This is a genomic window from Massilia sp. P2_C2, assembly GCF_056404615.1.
In genome coordinates, this window is sequence record NZ_JBFUDR010000049.1 from 1 (window position 1) to 20,780 (window position 20,780).

Sequence of the window (20,780 nt, forward strand, 5' to 3'; positions counted from 1 at the left end):
GGCTTGGGCAGGCGTTCGAGCGCCGTGCCCACCTTGTCCGGATCGGGTTCGTTGGCCAGTTTCGTCGCCATGCCGCGCGCCATGCTGCGGGCCGCCTCGAGGTCGAAATGCGGCGCCGGGGTGGGGGGCGGAGGCGTTTGCGGCGCCGGCTCGACGGCATAGGTGTCTTCGGTTGACTGTTTCTTGTCCGGCGCTACCGCGATGACCGGCCGCGGTTTGCGTACGGGTTTCTGCGCACGCGGCACAGGCGCCGCCGGCGTTTCGGCCGGTTTGATTGCCACGGGCGGCGCTGGCGGAGGCGGCGCGGCACGTAGGCGTACGGTCAGGCGTTCCGGCGGCGCGGCGGGCAATGTCGTCGTGGGCTGGCGGTAGATGGYGAGCAGCAGTGCGTGTACTACCAGCGACAGCGCGATGCCTGCCGCGATGCGCGTGGCCTGCCGGCGGTCGGGAAGGGCGGGCTGGAAGCCGCCGTCGATATGATCGATTGCCAACATCATCGTTCACCATGGGGCTGTGAGAAAACCACGAAAGTCACGAAATCCCGTGCTTTCCTTGACCGGGACGGTGCCCGGACGGTATGATGGCCGTCTTCGGAGTGTAGCGCAGCCCGGTAGCGCATCTGGTTTGGGACCAGAGGGTCCAAGGTTCGAATCCTTGTACTCCGACCAGTATAGCAAGAAGGCCGACGAGCGATCGTCGGCCTTTTTATTTGTGCGCGTAGGGTGGGCACCTCGTGCCCACGCGTGACGTTTGCGATATGTTGGCGTTACGCGTGGGCACAGGGGTGCCCACCCTACGTGTCATTCGCTCTTTTTGGCCAGTGCGTAGTGCGTAGGGTGGGCACCTCGTGCCCACGCGAACGTGTCAACCGCCCCTTTTCGCCAGCAACGCGTTGCCTGCCCGGCTCACGCCCTTGCGCCCGAGCTGTTGCGAAATGAACTGCCCCGCATCCACGACGAGATCGAGGTCGATGCCCGTCTCGATGCCCAGCCCATTCAGCATGTAGAGCACATCCTCCGTCGCCACGTTGCCCGTCGCGCCCTTCGCATACGGGCAGCCGCCCAGGCCCGCCACGGACGAGTGAAAGATGGCGACGCCCAGTTCCAGGCTGGCGTAGATGTTGGCCAGCGCCTGTCCGTAGGTGTCGTGGAAATGCCCGGAGATACGGTCCAGCGCGAACGCCCTGGCCGCCGTTTCCATCACGGCCTGCGTCTTGCGCGGCGTCGCCACGCCGATTGTGTCGGCGATGTCGACCTCGTCGCAGCCCAGGTCGCGCATGCGGCCCACGACGTCGGCGACGGCATCCAGCGATACGTCTCCCTGGTACGGGCAGCCGAATGCGCAGCTGATGCTGCCGCGCAGGCGCAGGCCGTTGTCCTTCGCGGCCCGCGCCACGGGTTCGAAGCGGGCGATGGATTCCGCGATCGAGCAGTTGATGTTCCGCTGCGAAAAGGCTTCCGAGGCGGAGCCGAAGATCACGACTTCATCGGCCTGCGCCGCCAGCGCCGCTTCAAAACCCTGCAGGTTCGGCGTCAGCGCGGAATACAGCGTGCCCTGTCGGCGGGCGATGCCGCCCATGACCTCGCCGCTGGTCGCCATCTGCGGCACCCATTTGGGCGACACGAAGGCCGCCGCCTCGATGTTGACGAAACCGGCGCGCGACAGGCGGTCGACCAGTTCGATCTTGACCGCGGCGGATACCGCTTCCTGTTCGTTCTGCAGCCCGTCGCGCGGGCCGACTTCCACGATCTTGACGTGTTTCGGTAGTGATCTGTGCATGGTGTTTCCTAGTAGCCGCGGACGCGGTCGATGACGTCGTCGATCGCCTCGTCCCGTTCGAGCCGCTCGATCTTGGCGGCGATCTGGTGCACCGCCTCCTCGCGCAGGGTGAGGGCGGAGATGTGCGGCGTGATGGTGATGCGCGGCTCGCTCCAGAACGGATGCGGGACCGGCAGCGGTTCGTTGCGGAACACGTCCAGCGTGGCGCCGGCGATGTGGCCGGAGCGGATCAGCGCCAGCAGGTCCGGATCGGCCACCTGGGCGCCGCGCGCCACGTTGATCAGGTACGCGCCCGCCGGCAGGTGCGACAGGCGCGCGCGGTCGAGCAGGTTCGTGGTCTCCGGCGTCAGGGGGAGCATGCAGACGAGCACCCGCGTGCCGGCCAGGAAATCGTCGAGCGACTCCATGCCGGCATGGCATTCGACGCCCGGCAGATCCCGGGGCGAACGGCTCCAGCCGCGCACGGGAAAACCCAGTTGGCGCAGCGCGTGCAGCACGGGCATCCCGAGCTTGCCGAGGCCCAGCACGCCGACCGTGAAATCGGCCTTGCGGCGTTCGGGCAGCGGGTTCCAGATGCCCTGGCGCGCCTGCTGTTCATACTCGTCGAAGCGGCGGAAATAGCGCAGCGTCGCATAGGTCACGTATTCCACCATCTGCTCGGCCATGCCGGCATCGCCCAGGCGGACGATGGGCACGTGCGGCAGCGCGTCGCCGAATTTCAGGATGGCGTCGGCGCCGGCGCCCATCAGGAAGATCGCTTTCACCTGGGTGAGCTGGTCGAGCAGGGACCGCGTCGGTGCCCACAGCACCGCGTAATCGCAGGGGGCGTGCGCCGCCAGCGACATGCCCTCGTGCCACACGACCATCTCGGCGTGCGGCAGGCGGGCGGCAAAATCATGGGCCCACGGCTCGATGGCGGCGTCGCCTCTGTACAGCAGTATCCGCATGTTCGTCTCCTGTAGTGGGATCTCGAAGAACCTACTGCGCGTTGCACTTTTGGTCTGCGATGCTCGCTGTACTCCAGTACAGCTGCGCTTCTCGACCAAAATTGCCGCCGCTCGCTACGGTTCTTCGAGACCCTGTTATGTGCGTTGTTATTCCTGCTTTTACCGCTGCTTATAAAACCGTAGGGTGGGCATTTGAGGCCAGTGGCCTCAAATGAAACGTGCCCACCAATATCTTCACGCCGCTGCCTTGAATGCCAGCAACGGCGCACCATCCGCGACCTGGTCGCCGACCTGGTACAAGACTTCCTCGACCAGGCCGTCGCTCGGCGCGGCAATCGTGTGTTCCATCTTCATCGCTTCCATGATCACGAGCGGCTCACCCTTCCGGACCTGCTGCCCGCTGGACGCGATCACGGCCACCACCTTGCCCGGCATCGGCGCCGTCAGGCGGCCGTCCGCCGTCTCGTGCTCGCCGGCGTGCGCGAGCGGGTCGTTCCAGGCCAGCACGTGATGCATGCCGCCCGTGAATACATGCAGCGCTTCGCCGTCGCGCCGCACCGTGCCCTGGATGGCCTGGCCGTCCAGGCGGATCGCGTAGCGCCCGTCGTGGTGGGACACGAGCGCCAGCGCATGGGTGGCGCCGCCCGCTTCGAGCGTCCACCCATCGGCATGATAAATTATGTAGATTGCATAAACCTTGGCCTGTGTCGTGGCCGCGTACTCGTCGCCGAACGCCAGGCGGCGGCGATACGCGCCGTTCATGCGCCAGCCGTGCGTGCTGGCCCACGGGTCGGCCGGGTTTGTACTCGTCGATGTTTCCGCGGAGACCAGCGCCACCGCGGCCAGCGCCAGCGCGGCCAGGGGCGCCGGTCCGGCGGGCGGGAACAGCGTGGCGGTGTTGCGTTCGATCAGGCCCGTGTCCAGGTCGGCGTGCGCGAATGCATCGCCCTCGACGAGGCGCTTCAGGAACGCGATATTGGTCGCGAGTCCGACGATGTGGAATTCCGATAAAGCCTGCGCCATGCGCGCCAGCGCCTGCGCCCGGTCCGCGCCGCGCACGATCAGTTTCGCGATCATCGGATCGTAGAACGGAGAGATGGCATCGCCCGCGCGCACGCCCGAGTCGATGCGTACGTCACCCAACTCGAACGCGACGTGGGCAGGGGTGTCCATGCATCGCAGCGTGCCGATCGACGGCAGGAAGCCCTTCTCGGGATTCTCGGCATATACGCGCGCCTCGATCGCGTGACCATGGATCGCGAGTTCGTGCTGCTGCTTCGGCAAAGTCTGGCCGGCCGCCACGCGCAGCTGCCATTCGACGAGGTCCGTATCCGTGATCATCTCGGTGACGGGGTGCTCGACCTGCAGCCGCGTATTCATCTCCATGAAGTAGAACGAGCCATCCTGGTTGGCGATGAATTCGACGGTGCCGGCGCCGACATAGCCGACGGCGCGCGCGGCCGCGACGRCGGCTTCGCCCATCGCGGCGCGGCGCTCGGGCGGCATGCCGGGCGCCGGCGCTTCTTCCAGCACCTTCTGGTGGCGGCGCTGCACGGAGCAGTCGCGCTCGTGCAGGTAGACGCAGTTGCCGTGCGTGTCCGCGAACACCTGGATCTCGATGTGGCGCGGCCGCGTGAGGTATTTTTCGACGAGCACCTTGTCGTCGCCGAAGGATGACGCGGCTTCGCGCTTGCACGATGCGAGCGCGGCCTGGAAATCCTCGGACCGTTCGACGACGCGCATGCCCTTGCCGCCGCCGCCCGCACTGGCTTTCAGCAGCACGGGATAGCCGATGCGGTTCGCTTCCGATTGCAGCAGCTCGGGATCCTGCGCATCGCCGTGGTAGCCCGGCACCAGCGGCACGCCCGCGCCTTCCATCAGCTGCTTGGCGGCCGACTTCGATCCCATCGCCCGCATCGACGCACCCGGCGGCCCGATGAACACGAGGCCCGCGGCCGCGCAGGCTTCCGCGAATTCCGCGTTCTCGGACAGGAAGCCATAGCCCGGGTGGATCGCCTGCGCGCCCGTCGCCTGTGCGGCGGCGATGATTTTGTCGCCGCGCAGGTAGCTGTCCCTGGCGGCGGCGGGTCCGATCAGGATCGCCTCATCGCAGACCGCCACGTGTTTTGCGCCGGCGTCGGCTTCCGAATAGACGGCTACGGTCTTGATGCCCATGCGGCGCGCGGTGGCCGCGACCCGGCAGGCGATTTCGCCACGGTTGGCGATGAGGATCTTCGTGAACATGGTGTCTCGTCTGTTTTATGTGTTGTGAAAATCGGCTTGTGGCCTGATGACTTCTATAAAACGGGCTTGTGGCCTGACAGCGTGGCGGCGTGGGCACGTTGGCGTTACGCGTGGGCGGAGGCCGCCCACCCTACGGCGTATCGGATTCGTAGGGTGGGCACCCCGTGCCCACGCGGAAGCCTCAGCAGCCGCAGATTCGTAGGGTGGGCACCCCGTGCCCACGCGGAAGCCTCAGCAGCCGCAGATTCGTAGGGTGGGCACCCCGTGCCCACGCGGAAGCCTCAGCAGCCGCAGCTTTGCTTCTGCACCGACTCCAGCATCGCCGAACGGGTTTTCAGGCCCAGCTTTTCGAGCAGTTTGCGGTCGTCGTCCGCTTCCGGGTTGTCGGTGGTGAGCAGCTTGTCGCCGTAGAAGATGGAATTGGCGCCGGCCATGAAGCACATCGCCTGCACGGCTTCGCCCAGCTCGCGCCGGCCAGCCGATAAACGCACGCGCGCCTTCGGCATCGTGATGCGGGCGACGGCGATGGTGCGCACGAATTCGATCGGGTCCAGCGGCGGCAGGCCGTGCATCGGCGTGCCCTCGACCTGCACGAGGTGGTTGATGGGCACCGATTCCGGATACGGATTCATGTTCGCCAGCTGGGCGATCAGGCCGGCGCGCTGCTCGCGCGTCTCGCCCATGCCGACGATGCCGCCGCAGCAGATCTTCAGGCCGGCCGTGCGCACGCGGCCCAGCGTGTCCAGGCGGTCGCGGTATTCGCGCGTGGAGATGACGTCGCCGTAGAAGTCGGGCGACGTGTCGATGTTGTGGTTGTAGTAGTCCAGGCCCGCCTGCTTCAGTTGCTCGGCCTGGCCTTCTTCCAGCATGCCGAGCGTGGCGCAGGTTTCCATGCCCAGCGCCTTCACGCCGCGTACCATGGCTTCGACCTTCTCCATGTCGCGCTCCTTCGGGCTGCGCCAGGCGGCGCCCATGCAGAAGCGCGTCGCGCCCTTGGACTTGGCTTCGCGCGCGGCGTCCAGCACGGTGTCGAGGTCGAGGATCTTCTTCGCTTCCACGCCGGTGTCGTAGCGCGCCGCCTGCGGGCAGTAGCCGCAGTCTTCCTCGCAGCCGCCGGTCTTGATCGACAGCAGGGTCGCGAGTTCGACGTCGCCGTCGGGGAAGTTGGCGCGGTGGGCCTGGCTGGCGCGGACCATGAGTTCCGGCAGCGGCAGCTCGAACAGTGCGAGCACGTCGGCCAGCGGCCACGTGGCGTCCTTCGGCAGGGAGACCGGCGTGACCGGCGGGAGGATGTTGACGACWTGGGTCATATCGGGTTCCTTGTTTTGGTTGCTTGGTTCAGGCACGCTTGGCCGGCCATCCGGGCAGGTTCGCGAGCTCGATGTAGTCGGCGGCACGGGCGGCCGTGGGTTCGGCAAGGCGCGGGATGCGGCCCAGCAGCGGGGCGGGCAGGCGGCGTACGAGCTCCGCGACGTTTTCGTCGACGAAGCGCATGTCCGGGTCGACCTGGTTGGCGACCCAGCCCGCCAGCACGAGGCCGCGCCTGACGAGCGCCTCGGCCGTGAGCAGTGCGTGGTTGATGCAGCCCAGGCGCATGCCGACGACGAGGACGACGGGCAGGTCGAACTGCACGGCCATGTCGGCGCTGTCGAAATCGGGCGAGAACGGCACGCAGAAGCCGCCCACGCCTTCGACGACGGTGGCGTCGGACGCGCCCAGGATCTCGGCATACGCCGTCATGATGGGCACGGGTTCGATGGTCACGCCTTCCAGGGCGGCCGCGACGTGCGGTGCGCACGCCTCGCGCAGCATGTACGGCGTCGTGATCCGCTGCGGCAGCTGCACGTTGCCGGCCGCGCGCAGCATGGCGGCGTCGTCGTTGAGCAGTTCGCCGTCGCGCTCCTCGGCGCCGGCCGCGATGGGCTTCATGCCGCAGGCGCGCACGCCCAGCTGCACGAGTTTATACAGGATGGCGCTGGAGATCAGCGTCTTGCCGATCTCCGTGTCGGTGCCCGTGACGAAGCAGGCGAAACGCGTCGGCACGCCTTCCGCCGCGAGCGGTGCGGGCACGGTGGCGACGGCGGGCGCGGTCGTTGCCGTCGCCGTTGTTGCCGGCCCTGCGGCGCCGACGGATGCGCCGCCTAATTGTTGGGGAGCGTTGACGGTCATGCCTACGTCCTTTCCAGTTGGTTGAGCGCAGCCGTCAGCTGCGCGACGTCTTGTTCGGTATGCGCGGCGGACAAGGTCACGCGCAGGCGTGCCGTGCCCGGCGCGACGGTCGGCGGCCGGATCGCGGGCACCCACAGGCCCTGTTCGTGCAGGCGCGCCGCGACGGCGAGGGACTCGTCGTTGGCGCCGATGATGATCGGCTGGATCGCCGTCGTCGACGCGGGACGCTGCCAGCGTTCGAGGCGCAGGCCGTCGTCCAGTTGCGCGATCAGCCCGCGCAGGTGCGCGCGGCGTTCGCGGCCCTCGTCACCTTCGATGATATCGACGCTTGCGAGCAGCGCATGCGCCAGCGCGGGCGCGGCGGCCGTCGTGTAGATGTAGGACCGCGCGCGCTGGATCATCAGCTCGATCACGTCCTCGTGCGCCGCGATGAACGCGCCGCCGACGCCGGCGGCCTTGCCCAGCGTGCCGATGTAGACGAGGTGCGGGGAGCGCAAATCGAAATGTTCGAGCGCGCCGCGGCCGTTCTCGCCCAGCACGCCGAAGCCGTGCGCATCGTCGACGACGAGCCAGGCGCCGTGGCGTTCGCACAGGGCCAGCAGTTGTGGCAGCGGGGCGAGGTCGCCGTCCATGCTGAACACGCTGTCCGTGACGACGATCTTCGTGCGCGCCTGGCTGGCGCCCAGCTGCGCGTCCAGCGCGGCCACGTCCCCGTGCGGGTACACGGTCACGCCCGCGCGCGCGAGGCGGGCGCCGTCGATCAGCGACGCGTGGTTCAGCGCTTCCGAGAAGATCATCGCATCAGGCGTATTGCCGAGCGCCGTCAGCACGGCGAGGTTCGCCATGTAGCCGGTACAGAAATACAGCGCGCGCGCGGACTCCAGGTGCGGCGCCTCGAATGCGGCGAGTCTCTCTTCCAGCAGCGCGTGCGCGCGGCTGTGGCCCGACACGAGGTGCGACGCGCCGCTGCCGGCGCCGTACATCGTTGCGCCGTCGCGCAGCGCTTCCACGACGCGCGGATGCGCGGCCAGGCCCAGGTAATCGTTGCTGCAGAACGCGAGCAGGTCGCGGCCGTCCACGACCTGGCGCGGCGCGCAGGGCGTTTCCGCCGTGCGCCGCTGCCGGGTCAGGCTGTGGCTCGCCAGCTCGTCCAGCCGGGCGCGTACATCGTCGATCAGGTTCATGTTCATTCCGCGATGACTTCCTCGAAGACCTTGCGTGTGCGCGCGGCCAGGCCCGCGATCTCTTCCTCGTCCAGTATGTACGGCGGCATCAGGTAGACCGTGCGGCCGATCGGGCGCAGCAGCAGCTCGTTGTCGACGGCGCTCGTGAAGAAGCGGCGCGCAAACGTCGAGGCGCGTTTCGCGTCCGGTTCGACAGCATCGAACGCAAGAATCATGCCGCGCTGGCGGAAGTGCGTCACGCGCTTGTGGTCCAGCAGCGGCGCCAGTTCCAGCATCAGCCGGGTGGCCGTTTCGCGGTTGCGGTTCAACACGTCGTCGTCCCGGAAGATCTGCAAGGTGGCCAGCGCGGCGCGGCAGGCCAGCGCATTGCCCGTGTACGAGTGCGAGTGCAGGAAGCCGCGCGTGATGTCTTCGCTGTAGAACGCCTCGTAGACCTTATCCGTGGTGAGTACCAGCGACAGCGGCAGGTAGCCGCCGCTGATGCCCTTCGACAGGCACATGAAATCGGGCCAGATCGCCGCCTGCTCGCACGCGAAGAACGTGCCGGTGCGCCCGCAACCGACCGCGATCTCGTCGGCGATCAAATGCACGTGGTATTTGTCGCACAGCTCGCGCAGGCGCTGCAGGTACAGCGGGTCATGCATCGCCATACCCGTCGCGCATTGCACGAGCGGCTCGACGATGATGGCGGCGATCCGGTCGCCCCGTTCGGCGAACAGGGCTTCCACGTCCTGCGCGGCGCGCAGCGCGACGTCCTGCGCGGATTCGCCGTCGACGGCATTGCGCGCATCCGGCGACGTCACGGTGCGGGCCGCACGCAGCAGCGGGCCGTAGGCATCCTTGAACAGGGCGACGTCGGTGACGCCCAGGGCGCCGACGGTTTCGCCATGGTAGGAACCCTGCAGGCAAACGAATTCCTGCTTGTCTGCGTAACCGGCGTTGCGCCAGTAATGAAAACTCATCTTGAGCGCGATCTCCACGGCCGACGCGCCGTCGGACGCATAGAACGCGTGACCGAGCGCGTGCCCCGTCAGCGCGGCCAACTGCTCGGACAGCTCGATCACCGGCTCGTGGGTAAAACCGGCGAGCATCGCGTGTTCCAGCTTGTCCAGCTGGTCCTTCAGCGCCGCGTTGATGCGCGGGTTGGCGTGGCCGAACAGGTTCACCCACCACGAGCTGATGCCGTCCATGTAGCGCCGGCCTTCATGGTCGTACAGCCACGGCCCCTTGGCGTGGCTGACGGCGATCAGCGGCACCTCTTCGTGGTGCTGCATTTGCGTGCATGGGTGCCAGACGCTGCGCAGGCTGCGTGCGATCCAGTCGTGGGAGGTGGTCTGCTTCAAAATCTGTTTCCTGTATCACTAATCCAGCCACGAGGGCCGGCGTTTTTCGAGGAAGGACGCGACGCCTTCGCGTCCTTCGAGCGATGCCCGGATGCTGGCGATGCGGTCCGCCGTGTCTTCCAGCAGCGCTTCCGTCACGGGCAGCCCCGCGATTTCGCGCACGAGTTTTTTCGCTGCGCACACGGCGTTCGGGCTGTTGTTCGCCAGCGCCTGCACGATGCCCGTCACCTTCGTGTCGAGGTCCCCGGCCGGCACGATCTCGTGCACGAAGCCGATGCGATGCGCTTCATGTGCATTGAAGCGCTCCGCCGTCAGGAAGTAGCGGCGCGCGGCCTGTTCGCCCATCGCCTTGATCACGTAAGGCGAGATCGTCGCCGGGACCAGCCCGAGTTTAACCTCGGACAGGCAGAAGTTCGCGGTGTCGACGCTGACGGCGATGTCGCATGCGGCCACGAGGCCCATGCCGCCCCCATAGCAGTCGCCCTGCACCTTCGCCACGACGGGCTTCGGACACGTGTAAATCGTGCGCAGCATGTCGGCGAGGCGCATGGCATCGGCGCGGTTTTCGCTATCCGAATAGCCGGCCATCTTCTTCATCCAGTTCAGGTCCGCGCCGGCGCAGAACGCGGGACCGTTCGCACACAGCACGATGGCGCGTACGAGTTCGTGGCGTCCCAGCTCGTCGAAGGCGAGGGCCAGTTCGGCGATGCTGTGTTCATTGAACGCATTGCGCAGCGCCGGGCGGTTCAGCGTGACGTGGCCGATGCAGTCGCTGATGGTCACAGTGAGGGTCTGGTAATCCATGTTCATCTCCTCACATGCGGAACACGCCGAACTTCGTGTCCTCGATAGTCGCATTCAGCGCGGCCGACAGGCCCAGGCCCAGCACCATGCGCGTATCGGCCGGATCGATCACGCCATCGTCCCACAGCCGTGCCGACGCATAATAGGGATGGCCCTGGTGCTCGTACTGTTCCTTGATCGGCTGCTTGAACGCAGCTTCCTCCTCAGGCGTCCACTGGCCGCCTTTCGCTTCGATGCCGTCGCGCTTGACGGTCGCCAGCACCGACGCCGCCTGGTCGCCGCCCATCACGGAGATGCGCGCATTGGGCCACATCCACAGGAAGCGCGGAGAAAAGGCCCGGCCGCACATGCCGTAATTGCCCGCGCCGAAGCTGCCGCCGATGATCACCGTGAACTTGGGCACGGAGGCCGTCGCGACGGCCGTGACCATCTTGGCGCCGTTGCGGGCGATGCCTTCGTTCTCGTACTTGCGGCCGACCATGAAGCCGGTGATGTTCTGCAGGAAGACGAGCGGGATTTTACGCTGGCAGCACAGTTCGATGAAGTGCGTACCTTTCAGCGCGGATTCCGAGAACAGGATGCCGTTATTCGCGATGATCCCGACCTTCATGCCGAAGATGTGCGCGAAGCCGCACACGAGCGTCGTGCCGTATCTCGCCTTGAACTCGTCGAATTCGCTGCCGTCCACGATGCGGGCGATGACCTCGCGCACGTCGAACGGCTTGCGGGTGTCGACCGGGATGATGCCGTACAGTTCTTGCGGCGCATATTTCGGCTCGTGCGCCTCGCGCAGCGCGCCCTGCTGCGGTTTCACGCGGTTCAGGTTCGCGACGATGGTTCGCGCCAGCGCCAGCGCGTGCATGTCGTTCTGCGCCAGGTGGTCCGCGACGCCGGACAGCCGCGTATGCACGTCGCCGCCGCCCAGGTCTTCCGCGGAGACGACTTCGCCCGTCGCCGCCTTCACCAGCGGCGGACCGCCCAGGAAGATCGTGCCCTGTTCCTTGACGATGATCGACTCGTCGCTCATCGCCGGCACGTACGCGCCGCCGGCCGTGCACGACCCCATCACGACGGCGATCTGCGGGATGCCCTGTGCCGAGAGATTCGCCTGGTTATAAAAGATGCGGCCGAAGTGGTCGCGGTCGGGGAACACGTCGTCCTGGTTCGGCAGGTTGGCGCCGCCCGAGTCGACGAGGTAAATGCAGGGCAGGTTGTTCTGCGCGGCGATCTCCTGCGCGCGCAGGTGTTTTTTCACCGTCATCGGGTAATACGTGCCGCCCTTGACGGTGGCGTCGTTACAGACGATCACGCACTCCTGGCCCGCCACGCGGCCGATGCCCGTGATGATGCCGGCGGACGGCGCCGCATCGTCGTACATGGCGTACGCGGCCAGCTGGGAGAACTCGAGGAATGGGGTGCCCGGATCGAGCAGCATCTGCACGCGCTCGCGCGGCAGCAGCTTGCCGCGCGCGACGTGCCTGGCGCATGCGGCCTCGCCACCGCCTTTGGCGACCTGCGCCACCTTGGCGCGCAAGTCGTCGACGATGGTTTGCATGGCGGCGGCGTTGGCTTTGAAATCTTCGCTGCGCGGGTTGAGTTTCGTGTCGATCTGGGGCATCGGGTCCTGTCTCCTGCTGTTCGCGTTGTGCGCGGTTTTATTCAGGGAACTTGCCGTCCACATAGAACCAACGCATCTTGCCGCCCAGGGCAGGGTCAGGCTCGCGCACGAAACGGCTGACTTCGTGCAACCGGTGTGCGCGGCCATGGACCCGGAAGCGGGCGACGAATTCGACGGTGTCTTCGTTGGGGTTTTCCGGCAGGTCTGCTTTACGTTGACGTAAACGTAAAGAGGATTTTATCTCAAGTCCGAGCCACTGAACCTTTTCGTTTTTGTCGATGATGGGTTCCGTTGGCCGCGTACTGGGATGCCAGGTGGCGCGCAGATAAGCCTCGTCCTTCATCACGAAGGCCGTGTAGCGGGAGCGCATCAACGCTTCCGCCGTCGGCGGCAGCTCCGCGCCGGCGATATACGGCCCGCAGCAGCGCATGATCGACGGACCGCCGCATGGACAGGGAAGAGGCTTCGCAGGAGTAGACATGCGGACAATTATCCGCCATTTCTTGTACCTGGGTGAGGTGTGCATCCGTGCAGGATGACGGAAGATGGTGGGCTTTAATGCATCTGTGGGGATCTTTTGCCGAAAATAAATGAACTGCTCATTAAATGGGCGGAGAAAAATTTTGCGTTAGCTAATCAAGGATGGCTGTTCTGCAACGTTTTCCTCGGAAGAAGTCGTGGATGGCCGAAAAAGTGATGCAAAAAAGGAACAATCATCGTATATATATTGTAAATGTGGCAATATTGTTGAATTTTTTACGCTAACGGAGGCAAGCATGTCCGCAGTGCGAAGGATCGTCGTTGCCATCGCTGTGTTGAATGGTTTGGGCACGGCTGTGGCGGCCGAGGTCACGGTCGAGAAAGACGTGCCGAAGCGGGCGAAGGCGCGGTTTTTCGAGCGCGCCCAGGCGGGAGAACTGGCAGACGCCATCGCGCGGCGTGGTGAGCCTGTGGACGTCAACCCGGGCAAATACCATCTGCGCGTGCCCTGCGACAGCATGAAGCCGAGGAGCTTTGTCGATATTGCTGTCACCGTTGACGATAACAGCAAGACCCAGCTGCGGTTGCAGGAGTGTGGGGTGCAGGTTAATAGTAGCCGGTGAATTCGGGACTGGAGTACGGTTTCTAAGGAGTTTTGTGGTCACGGCAGCGCAATGCCACAACATGGCAAAACATCCGCCCTGTTCATGACACTATTTCGTGCGCCGATCAAGGCGAGCATGCTTACCCACCATTGCTGTTGAGATTTGTTGACAACAACAAAACTACTTTGAGCGCTTCTTTGGCTGTTGTTCGAGGAAAAGGCGAGAGGGAGTACGACTCCATGGCCGCCTTCTGCTCAACGACATGGGACTGGTCACCAGAACCTTGAAGCAAGCTCAACTACAATATCGCGGTTTTGGTTAAGTTGCTCTCTATCAACCTTGACACGTTGCCCTGCTACACTAAGTGAGCCGGATTGCATAGACACAAACGGGGTTCCCCGCGCAAACGCAACCACTCCGGCGGTCTGAAAATCCTTTACTTCATATGTACCTTCTGAAACAGCGGAGAATGTAAAGTAATCAGGGTTATCCTTAACCATCGCATCTAAATCAAATGCAATCCCCGACAATACTGCAGCATAACTCTTCGCCGTATAGATGTACTGGGTTAGCCGGTTCTTGGCAACCATATGAACCTTGGGCGACGGAAGACCCGCAGCGGTCATACGAGAGTGGAAATTGTGTTGAGCATACACATCTGACGGGAGCTTGAGGCCATAGATCAAGCTCATTGCATTTTGAATTCCTCGGCGAGAAGAGTCATCAGCAGTCACCGGCAACACTAACCGATCACATGCTGCCAGCGCAATCTGCGTGTACATGGAAAAACTCGGATTCATGTCAACAAAGCAATAGTCGAAGTAATCCGTGCAAGCTTCCAAAAAGTCCCTTAACCAGCATACAACTTTCGCCCAGCTGTCGGTACCTGGRATTTGGGTATTTGCCAAAGTCGATACAGCATTTGCTTGGAGCTCCAACAATGGATCGCCCGCCAGAAGTCTAATGTTGGATGGAACAGCCGCGTTATAGTTATGAGGAATCGAAATGAAACCGTTTGGGGCAAGGCCAGAAGTATCAAAAGGCTTGGGTAACCGTGTCTGAAAATAGCCACCGATAGAACGACGACCAGCCTCGCCGTGCAAGGTCAGCAGATTTACTCCCCCCTGATTTTCCTGCCCTCCCAGCATAAGCTCACTTAAGTTTGCCTGAGGGCAAACGTCCATTACCAGTATGCGGGCATCCGGATTCTGAGCCGCGAACGTACAGATTCCCTGAAAAGCCAAGCTCGTTTTACCGGTACCGCCCTTGTTATTCCAAAAACCCAGAACCTTCATAGATACCTCGCCAAGTAGTTAGAACACACCAAACTGTACACATACAAACAACTCGAGTCAAGTTTTTTCAAATCAACGTAATTTTTTTACGTAGAAGAGACAAAATTCATCGCGATAACGTGAAGAAACCTAAAGCCGGCAACAAATCGCCGACAGCCCTACCGGGGGGCCCTGCCGGGAGCCTCTCGCTTGCGAGGCGGCGGGAGCAAGGACGAAGAGCCGTCCTTACTCCCTTCGCCTAGCGTGGGTCGCTACAAGGGCGTCAAGTGCCCGTGTCCTAGCCCGCTGGGCTGCGGGCCGCGCCAAACCCTTGACTCCCTCTTCGCTCGATTCCGCCGTTGCGCTGAAACGCTCGCAAGCGTACTGGGAGTACAAACCGCAGCGTTCGTGATTTGAGCCGATGCAAGCACAGCTTGGCATTCAGCACGCAATTTGACACGTGCCCATACATCACTCTCGTCGAATCAGCAGAATGAATTAAAGCTACCTTACGGAGAGGAAACCATGGCAATCGATGTATATCTGCAAATAGATGGCATCAAGGGTGAGTCGGCCGACTCGAAGCACGCCGGATGGATCGAGTGCCTGGCAGTTCAATGGAGCATGAAGCAACCAAAGAGCGCAACATCATCGACAGGTGGCGGCCATACCGCTGAACGTGCCGAACTGGACGACATCACCTTCCAAAAACTTGCGGACCTGTCATCACCGATCTTGATGCAAACCTGCGTCATGGGCAAAACCATCCCTCGGGCGAAGTTCGAATTCTTGCGCGCGGACGGCCAAGGCGAACGTGTGAAGTATTTCGAGGTCGAGTTGGAGAACGTCCTGATCGGTGCCGTTACCCCCGTCGTCCACGAAGGGAGCATTCTCAGCGAAACAATTGGTCTGAAGTTCTCGAAAGTGAAGTGGAAGTACACCCAACAGAAGGTCGGTGGAGGCGCAGGCGGTAACACGGCCGGGGGCTGGGACTTGGCCACGAACCGGATCGTATGAGCCACGATCATGGCTGAACCTCCAATCAAAGACTCACGCGGCTTTTTCAAACTGCCGCAGGACCCAGAACAGGGCGGCTACGGATACTACACATACGGCACGCCAGCGCATGGTGCCGGCCAGTTCGCCCATCCCAAACTGCTTTCGCTGCTCAACTTGGTTGAGTTCCGCTGGCAAGGCAAGGACGCCCGTAAAATCGGAATCGGGAATATCAGCCTCGCTGGCGGAGCTAAGTTCGACCCGCACGAAGGTCACGTCAGCGGCTTGGACGTGGACATTCGACCGATCCGCAAGGATGGGCTGGAGTTGCCTGTCCGCTGGAGTGATTCTCAGTATGATCGGGCAGCCACTGAAATGCTGATCAACCTTTTCTTCGAGTCGAATCTGGTCCAGATCATTTATTTCAATGATCCTAAAATTCCTCGCGTCAAGCCACGCTTCAGACACGACAACCACTTCCATGTGACGATATTTGAATAAGGATGTGACGTGAAACGCTTCGCGCTCATCGTTACGTTAACCACCGCCGTCACCGCACTTACCTACGGAGCCCAACAATGGGAGTGGGTCACACGGCCTGCCGAGGCCAAGTATGTGATTTATGGAGGCGATCTGGGTGACACCTACCCACCGGTTCCCAATGATGTTCATGTCGCCTTCTACGTTCGTGGGCAAGCCGCAAAAGAAATGTTTGATCTAATGGGGCCAGACAAGAAGAGCGAATGCGGTATTGAAAAAGGCGGAAGAGTACGTGAAAAGGAACACGTTGCCTGTAGGTATCGCCCTTCGGATGGATATCAATGCGACTTCGGCTTTGACCTGACGTCAGGCAAAAGCATCGGCGGGTCAATTTGCTGACGTTGTAGCACCTCACGTCCGCGCTGAAACGCTCGCAAGCGAACTGCGAGTACGCACTGAGCCGAACACGACATCTCACAGACTGATCGCTTCAGAGATGCACGGGGGACAATTGCGAGCGTTTCAGCGTACATGGAAAGATGCGGCGACGCTCCGGGATGTGCAATATTTCGCACTTTTTGCCGTAAGGGCAGCTAAATGTGCAGTATTCTGCACATTATAGACACAATAGAAATTGGCAAGGTCATCGCCCAAAAACGGAAGGAAATACGGCTGACGCAGCAAGAACTGGCCTTGCTCAGGCTGAAAACCGGTTATTTGAGGTCGCCTTAAAGTGAATTCCGCTTAGGCATTTCTGGGCAGTTCGGCGTCGATTTATATTCTCCGATTACGGACGTCAGCCCAGCACTAACCCATCCAGCCCAAACGGCGGCGCCTTCCTCCGCATCAGATCCGCCAGTAAACTCGCCGTACCGCACGCAAACGTAAACCCAAGCGGCCCATGCCCCACATTTAGCCAAAGGTTCGAATACCGCGTCGGCCCGATGATCGGCGCACTGTTCGGCGTCGCCGGCCGCAACCCGGCCCATGGCGTGACCCGCGTATAGTCCGCAGCACGCGGCATCGTTTCACGCACCTGCCGCGTCAGGCTGTCCAGGCGTTTCAGATCCAGGCTCAGGTCTTCGCCCACCATATCCACCATGGCCGCCACCCGCAGCCTGTCGCCGATGCGCGCATACAGCACCTTGCGTTCGAAATCGGTCACGCTGATCTCGGGCGCCACGTCGTCCTGGCGGATGGGCGCCGTCAGGCTGTAGCCCTTCAGCGGGTAGATTGGCAGCGACAGATCGACCGTCCGCGCCAGCGCGCGGCTCTGCACGCCCGCGGCCAGCACATAAGCGTCCGCGGAAAGTAACCCCACGGACGTGTGCAAACCTGTGATCCTGCCGCCGGCCGCGGCGAAGCGCTGCGCCTCGCCACGAACAAAACCGTCGAAGCGCGGATGCGTCCCGATGCGGTCCGCCAGCGCCACGCAGAAGGCATAGCAGTCGGCCACGGCCTCGCCGCCGTTGTAGATGCCGCCCGCCAGCCGGGTTTCCAGCGCGGCCAGCGCGGGTTCGCGCGCGATGCATTCGGCCGCGTCCCATACCTGCCGGGTGCCGGCCGGGTCCGGCTTTGCGGTCGCCGCGTCGAATGCCGCGCGCGTTCGGTAGACGACGAGCTTGCCCGCGTCGCGCCACGCGAAGGCGTCCGGCGGGACGACGGGCGCCAGCGCGGCCATCGCCTGGCGCGACAGCTCGCCCAGCTCCAGCAGCTTTTGCGTCGTCTTGCGGTTCACGTCGGCGCGGCAGTTGGCGAGGAAGGCGGCCAGCCAGCGCCATTGGTGCGGATCGGGTTGCGGCCGAAAGCGCAGCGGGCCATATTCCTGGAACATCCATTTCAGGGCTTTCAGCGGCACGCCGGCATCCGCCAGCGGCGAGACGTAGCGGTAGCTCAGCTGCCCGCCATTGCCATAGCTCGTGCCGGTGCCGACGTCGGGCGCGCGTTCCAGCAGCGCGACGCGGTAGCCGGCTTCCAGCAGCCACCAGGCCGAGGTCAGGCCGACGACACCGCCGCCGATGACGATTACTTGTTGCATCCCTGCTCGCTGATCATGAACATACGCAAAAGCTTAGGGGCTGGTCCAGTGCCCGGCCAATGAATGTAGGACGAACGGGCATAACCGGAGCTCATGTTACGCACCATTGTCGGGCGCCTGCCCCAAAATGGCTCCCCCATACAGTGCGGTCACGATGCGTTCCTGGAAGCCGAACTGGGCCGCATAACTGACCTCGCCGGCGCGGATCGCAAGCACGGACAGGCTCGCCAGCTCGCAGGCCGGATCGCGGACGATGGCGGCCAGCGCCGCATCCAGTCGCGCCGCAGCAACACGCCGGCGCGGCGCCGCCGCCAGCAGCGGTCCGGTGGCGCCCAGCAGCGCGATGCCCAGCAGCATGCGTCGCGTTCTGTGTATTGTCGTCCTTATGTCATCCATGCAGGCGAGAATACGGATTCGACCGCCAGCGGGCAAATGCGGAACTGTTTATTCCGCATAACTTTTCGGAATGACGACAACTGATCCTGTCATGGCAAGCCCGGCAAGATCGGGATTACACTGGTCATGCTGGCATTTTTGACTCGCAAACAAGAACCGCGATGCTGAATACCGAAACCCCCGCCCCACAACACGCGTCCCTCGATCAATATCCCACCGCCGAGCTGGTGAATGCGCTCGTCGACGACCAGTTCCAGGCCGTCGACGCCGTCCGCGCCGCCGCGCCGCGCATCGCCGCGGCAGTCGCCGCCGCGCTGCCCCGGATGGAGAAGGGCGGACGCCTCGTGTACGTGGGCGCCGGCACGTCGGGCCGGCTGGGCGTGCTGGACAGCGTCGAACTGTACCCCACGTTTTCCTGGCCGCACGAACGCGCCGTCGCGCTGCTGGCGGGCGGGACGGATGCGATGTTCGTGGCCGTCGAGGGCGCCGAGGACGACGCCGGCCAGGGCGCGGCCGATATCCGTGCCGTGCACGTGGGCCCGGACGWCGTGGTGCTCGCGCTCGCCGCCTCGGGTGCGACGCCGTACGTGCTGGGCGCCCTGCGCGCCGCGCGGGCGGCCGGGGCGCTGACGGTCGGCTTCGCCAACAATCCGGACGCGCCGATCGCCAACGAGGCCGAGATCGGCATCACCCTGGACACGGGCCCGGAAGCCATCTCCGGCAGCACGCGATTAAAAGCGGGCACGTCGCAAAAGATCGCACTGAACACCTTTTCCAGTGCGCTGATGGTGCGTTTGAACAAGGTTTATGGCAACCTGATGGTAGACTTGAAGGCGACCAATGCCAAGCTGGTCCGCCGCGCCATCCGCCTGACGTCGTTCGCGACGGGCGCCGGCGAGGAGGCGGCCCGCGCGGTGCTGGCGCAGTGCGACTTCCACGTCAAGGTCGCGATCGTGGCCTTGTCCAAGAACATCCCTGTCGAGCAGGCGCGAGCCCTGCTGGAGAATGCACGCGGCAGCGTGCGTGCCGCCCTGGCCGGCTGACGCGGCGCGGGCCTCTCCGGTAGCGTCGCCCGGCCCGACGACGAAAGATCATGCAGACTACGCAATCCAAGAACCCATGGCTGTGGGTACCTTCCCTGTATTTCGGCCAGGCCATTCCCTACATCGTCGCCAACAGCCTGTCCGTCATCATGTACAAGGACATGGGGCTGTCCAACACCGACATCGCCTTCTACACGAGCCTGCTGTACCTGCCCTGGGTGATCAAGCCGCTGTGGTCGCCGGTGGTGGATCTGTTCGGCACCAAGCGCAGCTGGACCGTGTCGCTGCAACTGGTGCTGGCCGGCGCGCTGGGGGCCGTCGGCGCGACGTTGCACCTGCCGGCCTTCTTCATGATCAGCCTGGGCGTCATGTGGCTCATGGCGTTCGCCTCGGCCACGCACGACATTTCCGCCGACGGCTTTTATATGCTGGGCCTGCGCCAGCAGCAGCAGGCCGCCTTCGTCGGCGTGCGCTCGACGTTCTACCGCCTGGCGACGCTGGCCGCGCAGGGGCCGCTCGTGATCCTGGCGGGCTATCTCGCCGGTTCCCTCGGCGACGTGCGCCAGGCGTGGGCCATCGTGTTCTTCGTGTTGGCCGCGCTGTTCTTCGGCTTGTGCGCCTGGCACCAGGCCGTGCTGCCGCGGCCCGATGCCGACCACCGGGCCGCAGAAGGCAAGGAGGGACTCAATAAGCTGCTCGGCGGCTTCGTCTCCACCTTCGCCAGCTTTTTCCGCAAGCGCGACATCTGGCTGATCCTCGGCTTCATTTTGACGTTCCGCCTGGGCGAGGCGCAGTTGCTGAAACTTGTCGCACCGTTCCTGAAAGACCCCGTCACCGCGGGCGGCCTCGGTCTCACGACGGCGCAATACGGCACGGCATACGGCACCATCGGCATCGTCGCGCTGACGATCGGCGGCCTGTTCGGCGGTTACCTGATCTCGCGCCTGGGCCTGAAGCGCTGCCTGTGGCTGATGGTGTTCGCCGTGCACCTGCCGGACCTCGTGTTCGTCTACCTGTCGTCGGTGCAGCCGCAGAACTTCGCCGTCATCTCCGGCTTCCTCGCGATCGAGCAGTTCGGCTACGGCTTCGGCTTCACCGCCATGATGATGTACATGATCATGGTCTCCGAAGGCCCGTACAAGACGGCCCACTACGCGATCTGCACCGGCCTGATGGCGCTGGGGATGATGGTGCCGGGCATGTGGAGCGGCAAGCTTCAGGAGATGATCGGTTATCAACATTTCTTCATCTGGACCTGCCTGGCCACGATTCCCGCGTTCGCGATGGCGGCGCTGGTCAAGGTCGATCCGGAGTTCGGCAAAAAGTAAGCGCTTATCTCGGTAGGCGAAATCGTAGGGTGGGCACCTCTGTGCCCACCAA

At 63.7% G+C, this 20,780-nt stretch carries 19 protein-coding genes, 1 tRNA gene and 1 pseudogene; 7 read left to right on the forward strand and 14 right to left on the reverse strand.

The features are described 5' to 3' along the window. Positions 1-497, reverse strand: a pseudogene (locus AC1DYX_RS08470) (hypothetical protein); the annotation flags it as partial. 94 nt (positions 498-591) lie between these two features. Between AC1DYX_RS08470 and AC1DYX_RS08475 the strand changes: the two are divergent. Continuing rightward, a tRNA-Pro gene (locus tag AC1DYX_RS08475) sits at positions 592-668 on the forward strand. 196 nt (positions 669-864) lie between these two features. On the opposite strand, the gene AC1DYX_RS08480 is transcribed toward AC1DYX_RS08475, so the two are convergent. From AC1DYX_RS08480 to AC1DYX_RS08525, 10 genes are all read right to left on the reverse strand, one after another. Further along, positions 865-1,779 carry a hydroxymethylglutaryl-CoA lyase gene (locus tag AC1DYX_RS08480; RefSeq protein ID WP_477258232.1) on the reverse strand — a complete coding sequence of 305 codons (915 nt, stop codon included), beginning with the start codon at positions 1,777-1,779 and terminating at the stop codon, positions 865-867. Positions 1,780-1,787: 8 nt separating this feature from the next. Further along, positions 1,788-2,726 carry a 2-hydroxyacid dehydrogenase gene (locus tag AC1DYX_RS08485; protein WP_477258234.1) on the reverse strand — a complete coding sequence of 313 codons (939 nt, stop codon included), beginning with the start codon at positions 2,724-2,726 and terminating at the stop codon, positions 1,788-1,790. Between the two features lie 234 nt (positions 2,727-2,960). Continuing rightward, entirely contained in the window at positions 2,961-4,970 is a 2,010-nt protein-coding gene (locus tag AC1DYX_RS08490; protein ID WP_477258236.1) for an acetyl/propionyl/methylcrotonyl-CoA carboxylase subunit alpha, read from the reverse strand. A 281-nt stretch (positions 4,971-5,251) separates the two neighbouring features. Continuing rightward, complete coding sequence (gene bioB, locus AC1DYX_RS08495; protein ID WP_477258238.1) at positions 5,252-6,280, reverse strand: biotin synthase BioB; 1,029 nt, start codon at positions 6,278-6,280, stop codon at positions 5,252-5,254. A 28-nt stretch (positions 6,281-6,308) separates the two neighbouring features. After that, positions 6,309-7,139 carry a dethiobiotin synthase gene (gene bioD, locus AC1DYX_RS08500; RefSeq protein WP_477258240.1) on the reverse strand — a complete coding sequence of 277 codons (831 nt, stop codon included), beginning with the start codon at positions 7,137-7,139 and terminating at the stop codon, positions 6,309-6,311. A 2-nt stretch (positions 7,140-7,141) separates the two neighbouring features. Beyond that, on the reverse strand, positions 7,142-8,323 hold the full coding sequence (gene bioF, locus AC1DYX_RS08505) for an 8-amino-7-oxononanoate synthase (protein ID WP_477258242.1): 1,182 nt from the start codon (positions 8,321-8,323) through the stop codon (positions 7,142-7,144). 2 nt (positions 8,324-8,325) lie between these two features. Then, complete coding sequence (gene bioA / locus AC1DYX_RS08510) at positions 8,326-9,666, reverse strand: adenosylmethionine--8-amino-7-oxononanoate transaminase (RefSeq protein WP_477258244.1); 1,341 nt, start codon at positions 9,664-9,666, stop codon at positions 8,326-8,328. Between the two features lie 18 nt (positions 9,667-9,684). Further along, the gene (locus AC1DYX_RS08515; protein WP_477258246.1) at positions 9,685-10,470 is read right to left on the reverse strand and encodes an enoyl-CoA hydratase/isomerase family protein; all 786 of its coding nucleotides are present in this window, start codon (positions 10,468-10,470) and stop codon (positions 9,685-9,687) included. A gap of 10 nt (positions 10,471-10,480) precedes the next feature. Further along, on the reverse strand, positions 10,481-12,088 hold the full coding sequence (locus AC1DYX_RS08520; RefSeq protein ID WP_477258248.1) for a carboxyl transferase domain-containing protein: 1,608 nt from the start codon (positions 12,086-12,088) through the stop codon (positions 10,481-10,483). Between the two features lie 37 nt (positions 12,089-12,125). Continuing rightward, positions 12,126-12,569, reverse strand: coding sequence for a YchJ family protein (locus tag AC1DYX_RS08525; RefSeq protein ID WP_477258250.1), 444 nt, complete (start codon positions 12,567-12,569; stop codon positions 12,126-12,128). Between the two features lie 295 nt (positions 12,570-12,864). Between AC1DYX_RS08525 and AC1DYX_RS08530 the strand changes: the two genes are divergently transcribed. Further along, positions 12,865-13,191 carry a hypothetical protein gene (locus AC1DYX_RS08530; RefSeq protein ID WP_477258252.1) on the forward strand — a complete coding sequence of 109 codons (327 nt, stop codon included), beginning with the start codon at positions 12,865-12,867 and terminating at the stop codon, positions 13,189-13,191. A 254-nt stretch (positions 13,192-13,445) separates the two neighbouring features. Here the strand turns inward: AC1DYX_RS08530 and AC1DYX_RS08535 are convergent, their stop codons facing one another. Further along, the gene (locus AC1DYX_RS08535) at positions 13,446-14,468 is read right to left on the reverse strand and encodes a ParA family protein (protein ID WP_477258254.1); all 1,023 of its coding nucleotides are present in this window, start codon (positions 14,466-14,468) and stop codon (positions 13,446-13,448) included. A gap of 504 nt (positions 14,469-14,972) precedes the next feature. Here AC1DYX_RS08535 and AC1DYX_RS08540 point away from each other — a divergent pair. From AC1DYX_RS08540 to AC1DYX_RS08550, 3 genes are read left to right on the forward strand one after another with little or no spacing between them, the layout of a single operon-like run. After that, positions 14,973-15,464, forward strand: coding sequence for an Hcp family type VI secretion system effector (locus tag AC1DYX_RS08540; protein ID WP_477258256.1), 492 nt, complete (start codon positions 14,973-14,975; stop codon positions 15,462-15,464). A gap of 9 nt (positions 15,465-15,473) precedes the next feature. Continuing rightward, positions 15,474-15,944 carry a M74 family metallopeptidase gene (locus AC1DYX_RS08545; RefSeq protein WP_477258258.1) on the forward strand — a complete coding sequence of 157 codons (471 nt, stop codon included), beginning with the start codon at positions 15,474-15,476 and terminating at the stop codon, positions 15,942-15,944. 9 nt (positions 15,945-15,953) lie between these two features. Further along, the gene (locus AC1DYX_RS08550; RefSeq protein WP_477258260.1) at positions 15,954-16,322 is read left to right on the forward strand and encodes a hypothetical protein; all 369 of its coding nucleotides are present in this window, start codon (positions 15,954-15,956) and stop codon (positions 16,320-16,322) included. Positions 16,323-16,719: 397 nt separating this feature from the next. Here the strand turns inward: AC1DYX_RS08550 and AC1DYX_RS08555 are convergent, their stop codons facing one another. Next, positions 16,720-17,961: a D-amino acid dehydrogenase gene (locus tag AC1DYX_RS08555; protein ID WP_477258262.1), complete on the reverse strand. Its 1,242-nt coding sequence runs from the start codon at positions 17,959-17,961 to the stop codon at positions 16,720-16,722. Between the two features lie 96 nt (positions 17,962-18,057). After that, positions 18,058-18,318 (reverse strand): hypothetical protein, encoded by a 261-nt coding sequence (locus AC1DYX_RS08560; protein ID WP_477258264.1) that lies wholly within the window; start codon positions 18,316-18,318, stop codon positions 18,058-18,060. Between the two features lie 200 nt (positions 18,319-18,518). On the opposite strand from AC1DYX_RS08560, the gene murQ reads away from it, so the two are divergent. Both murQ and AC1DYX_RS08570 read left to right on the forward strand, forming a co-directional pair. Continuing rightward, complete coding sequence (murQ, locus tag AC1DYX_RS08565; RefSeq protein ID WP_477258266.1) at positions 18,519-19,400, forward strand: N-acetylmuramic acid 6-phosphate etherase; 882 nt, start codon at positions 18,519-18,521, stop codon at positions 19,398-19,400. Positions 19,401-19,450: 50 nt separating this feature from the next. Continuing rightward, complete coding sequence (locus AC1DYX_RS08570; protein WP_477258268.1) at positions 19,451-20,728, forward strand: MFS transporter; 1,278 nt, start codon at positions 19,451-19,453, stop codon at positions 20,726-20,728. Positions 20,729-20,780: the final 52 nt, after the last annotated feature.

Coding starts and splice junctions, on each gene's coding strand:
- AC1DYX_RS08480 (WP_477258232.1), bottom strand. CDS start 1,779: ATGCACAGATCACTACCGAAACACGTCAAGATCGTGGAAGTCGGCCCG.
- AC1DYX_RS08485 (WP_477258234.1), bottom strand. CDS start 2,726: ATGCGGATACTGCTGTACAGAGGCGACGCCGCCATCGAGCCGTGGGCC.
- bioD (WP_477258240.1), bottom strand. CDS start 7,139: ATGACCGTCAACGCTCCCCAACAATTAGGCGGCGCATCCGTCGGCGCC.
- bioF (WP_477258242.1), bottom strand. CDS start 8,323: ATGAACCTGATCGACGATGTACGCGCCCGGCTGGACGAGCTGGCGAGC.
- AC1DYX_RS08515 (WP_477258246.1), bottom strand. CDS start 10,470: ATGGATTACCAGACCCTCACTGTGACCATCAGCGACTGCATCGGCCAC.
- AC1DYX_RS08520 (WP_477258248.1), bottom strand. CDS start 12,088: ATGCCCCAGATCGACACGAAACTCAACCCGCGCAGCGAAGATTTCAAA.
- AC1DYX_RS08525 (WP_477258250.1), bottom strand. CDS start 12,569: ATGTCTACTCCTGCGAAGCCTCTTCCCTGTCCATGCGGCGGTCCGTCG.
- AC1DYX_RS08530 (WP_477258252.1), top strand. CDS start 12,865: ATGTCCGCAGTGCGAAGGATCGTCGTTGCCATCGCTGTGTTGAATGGT.
- AC1DYX_RS08540 (WP_477258256.1), top strand. CDS start 14,973: ATGGCAATCGATGTATATCTGCAAATAGATGGCATCAAGGGTGAGTCG.
- AC1DYX_RS08545 (WP_477258258.1), top strand. CDS start 15,474: ATGGCTGAACCTCCAATCAAAGACTCACGCGGCTTTTTCAAACTGCCG.
- AC1DYX_RS08555 (WP_477258262.1), bottom strand. CDS start 17,961: ATGCAACAAGTAATCGTCATCGGCGGCGGTGTCGTCGGCCTGACCTCG.
- AC1DYX_RS08560 (WP_477258264.1), bottom strand. CDS start 18,318: ATGCTGCTGGGCATCGCGCTGCTGGGCGCCACCGGACCGCTGCTGGCG.
- AC1DYX_RS08570 (WP_477258268.1), top strand. CDS start 19,451: ATGCAGACTACGCAATCCAAGAACCCATGGCTGTGGGTACCTTCCCTG.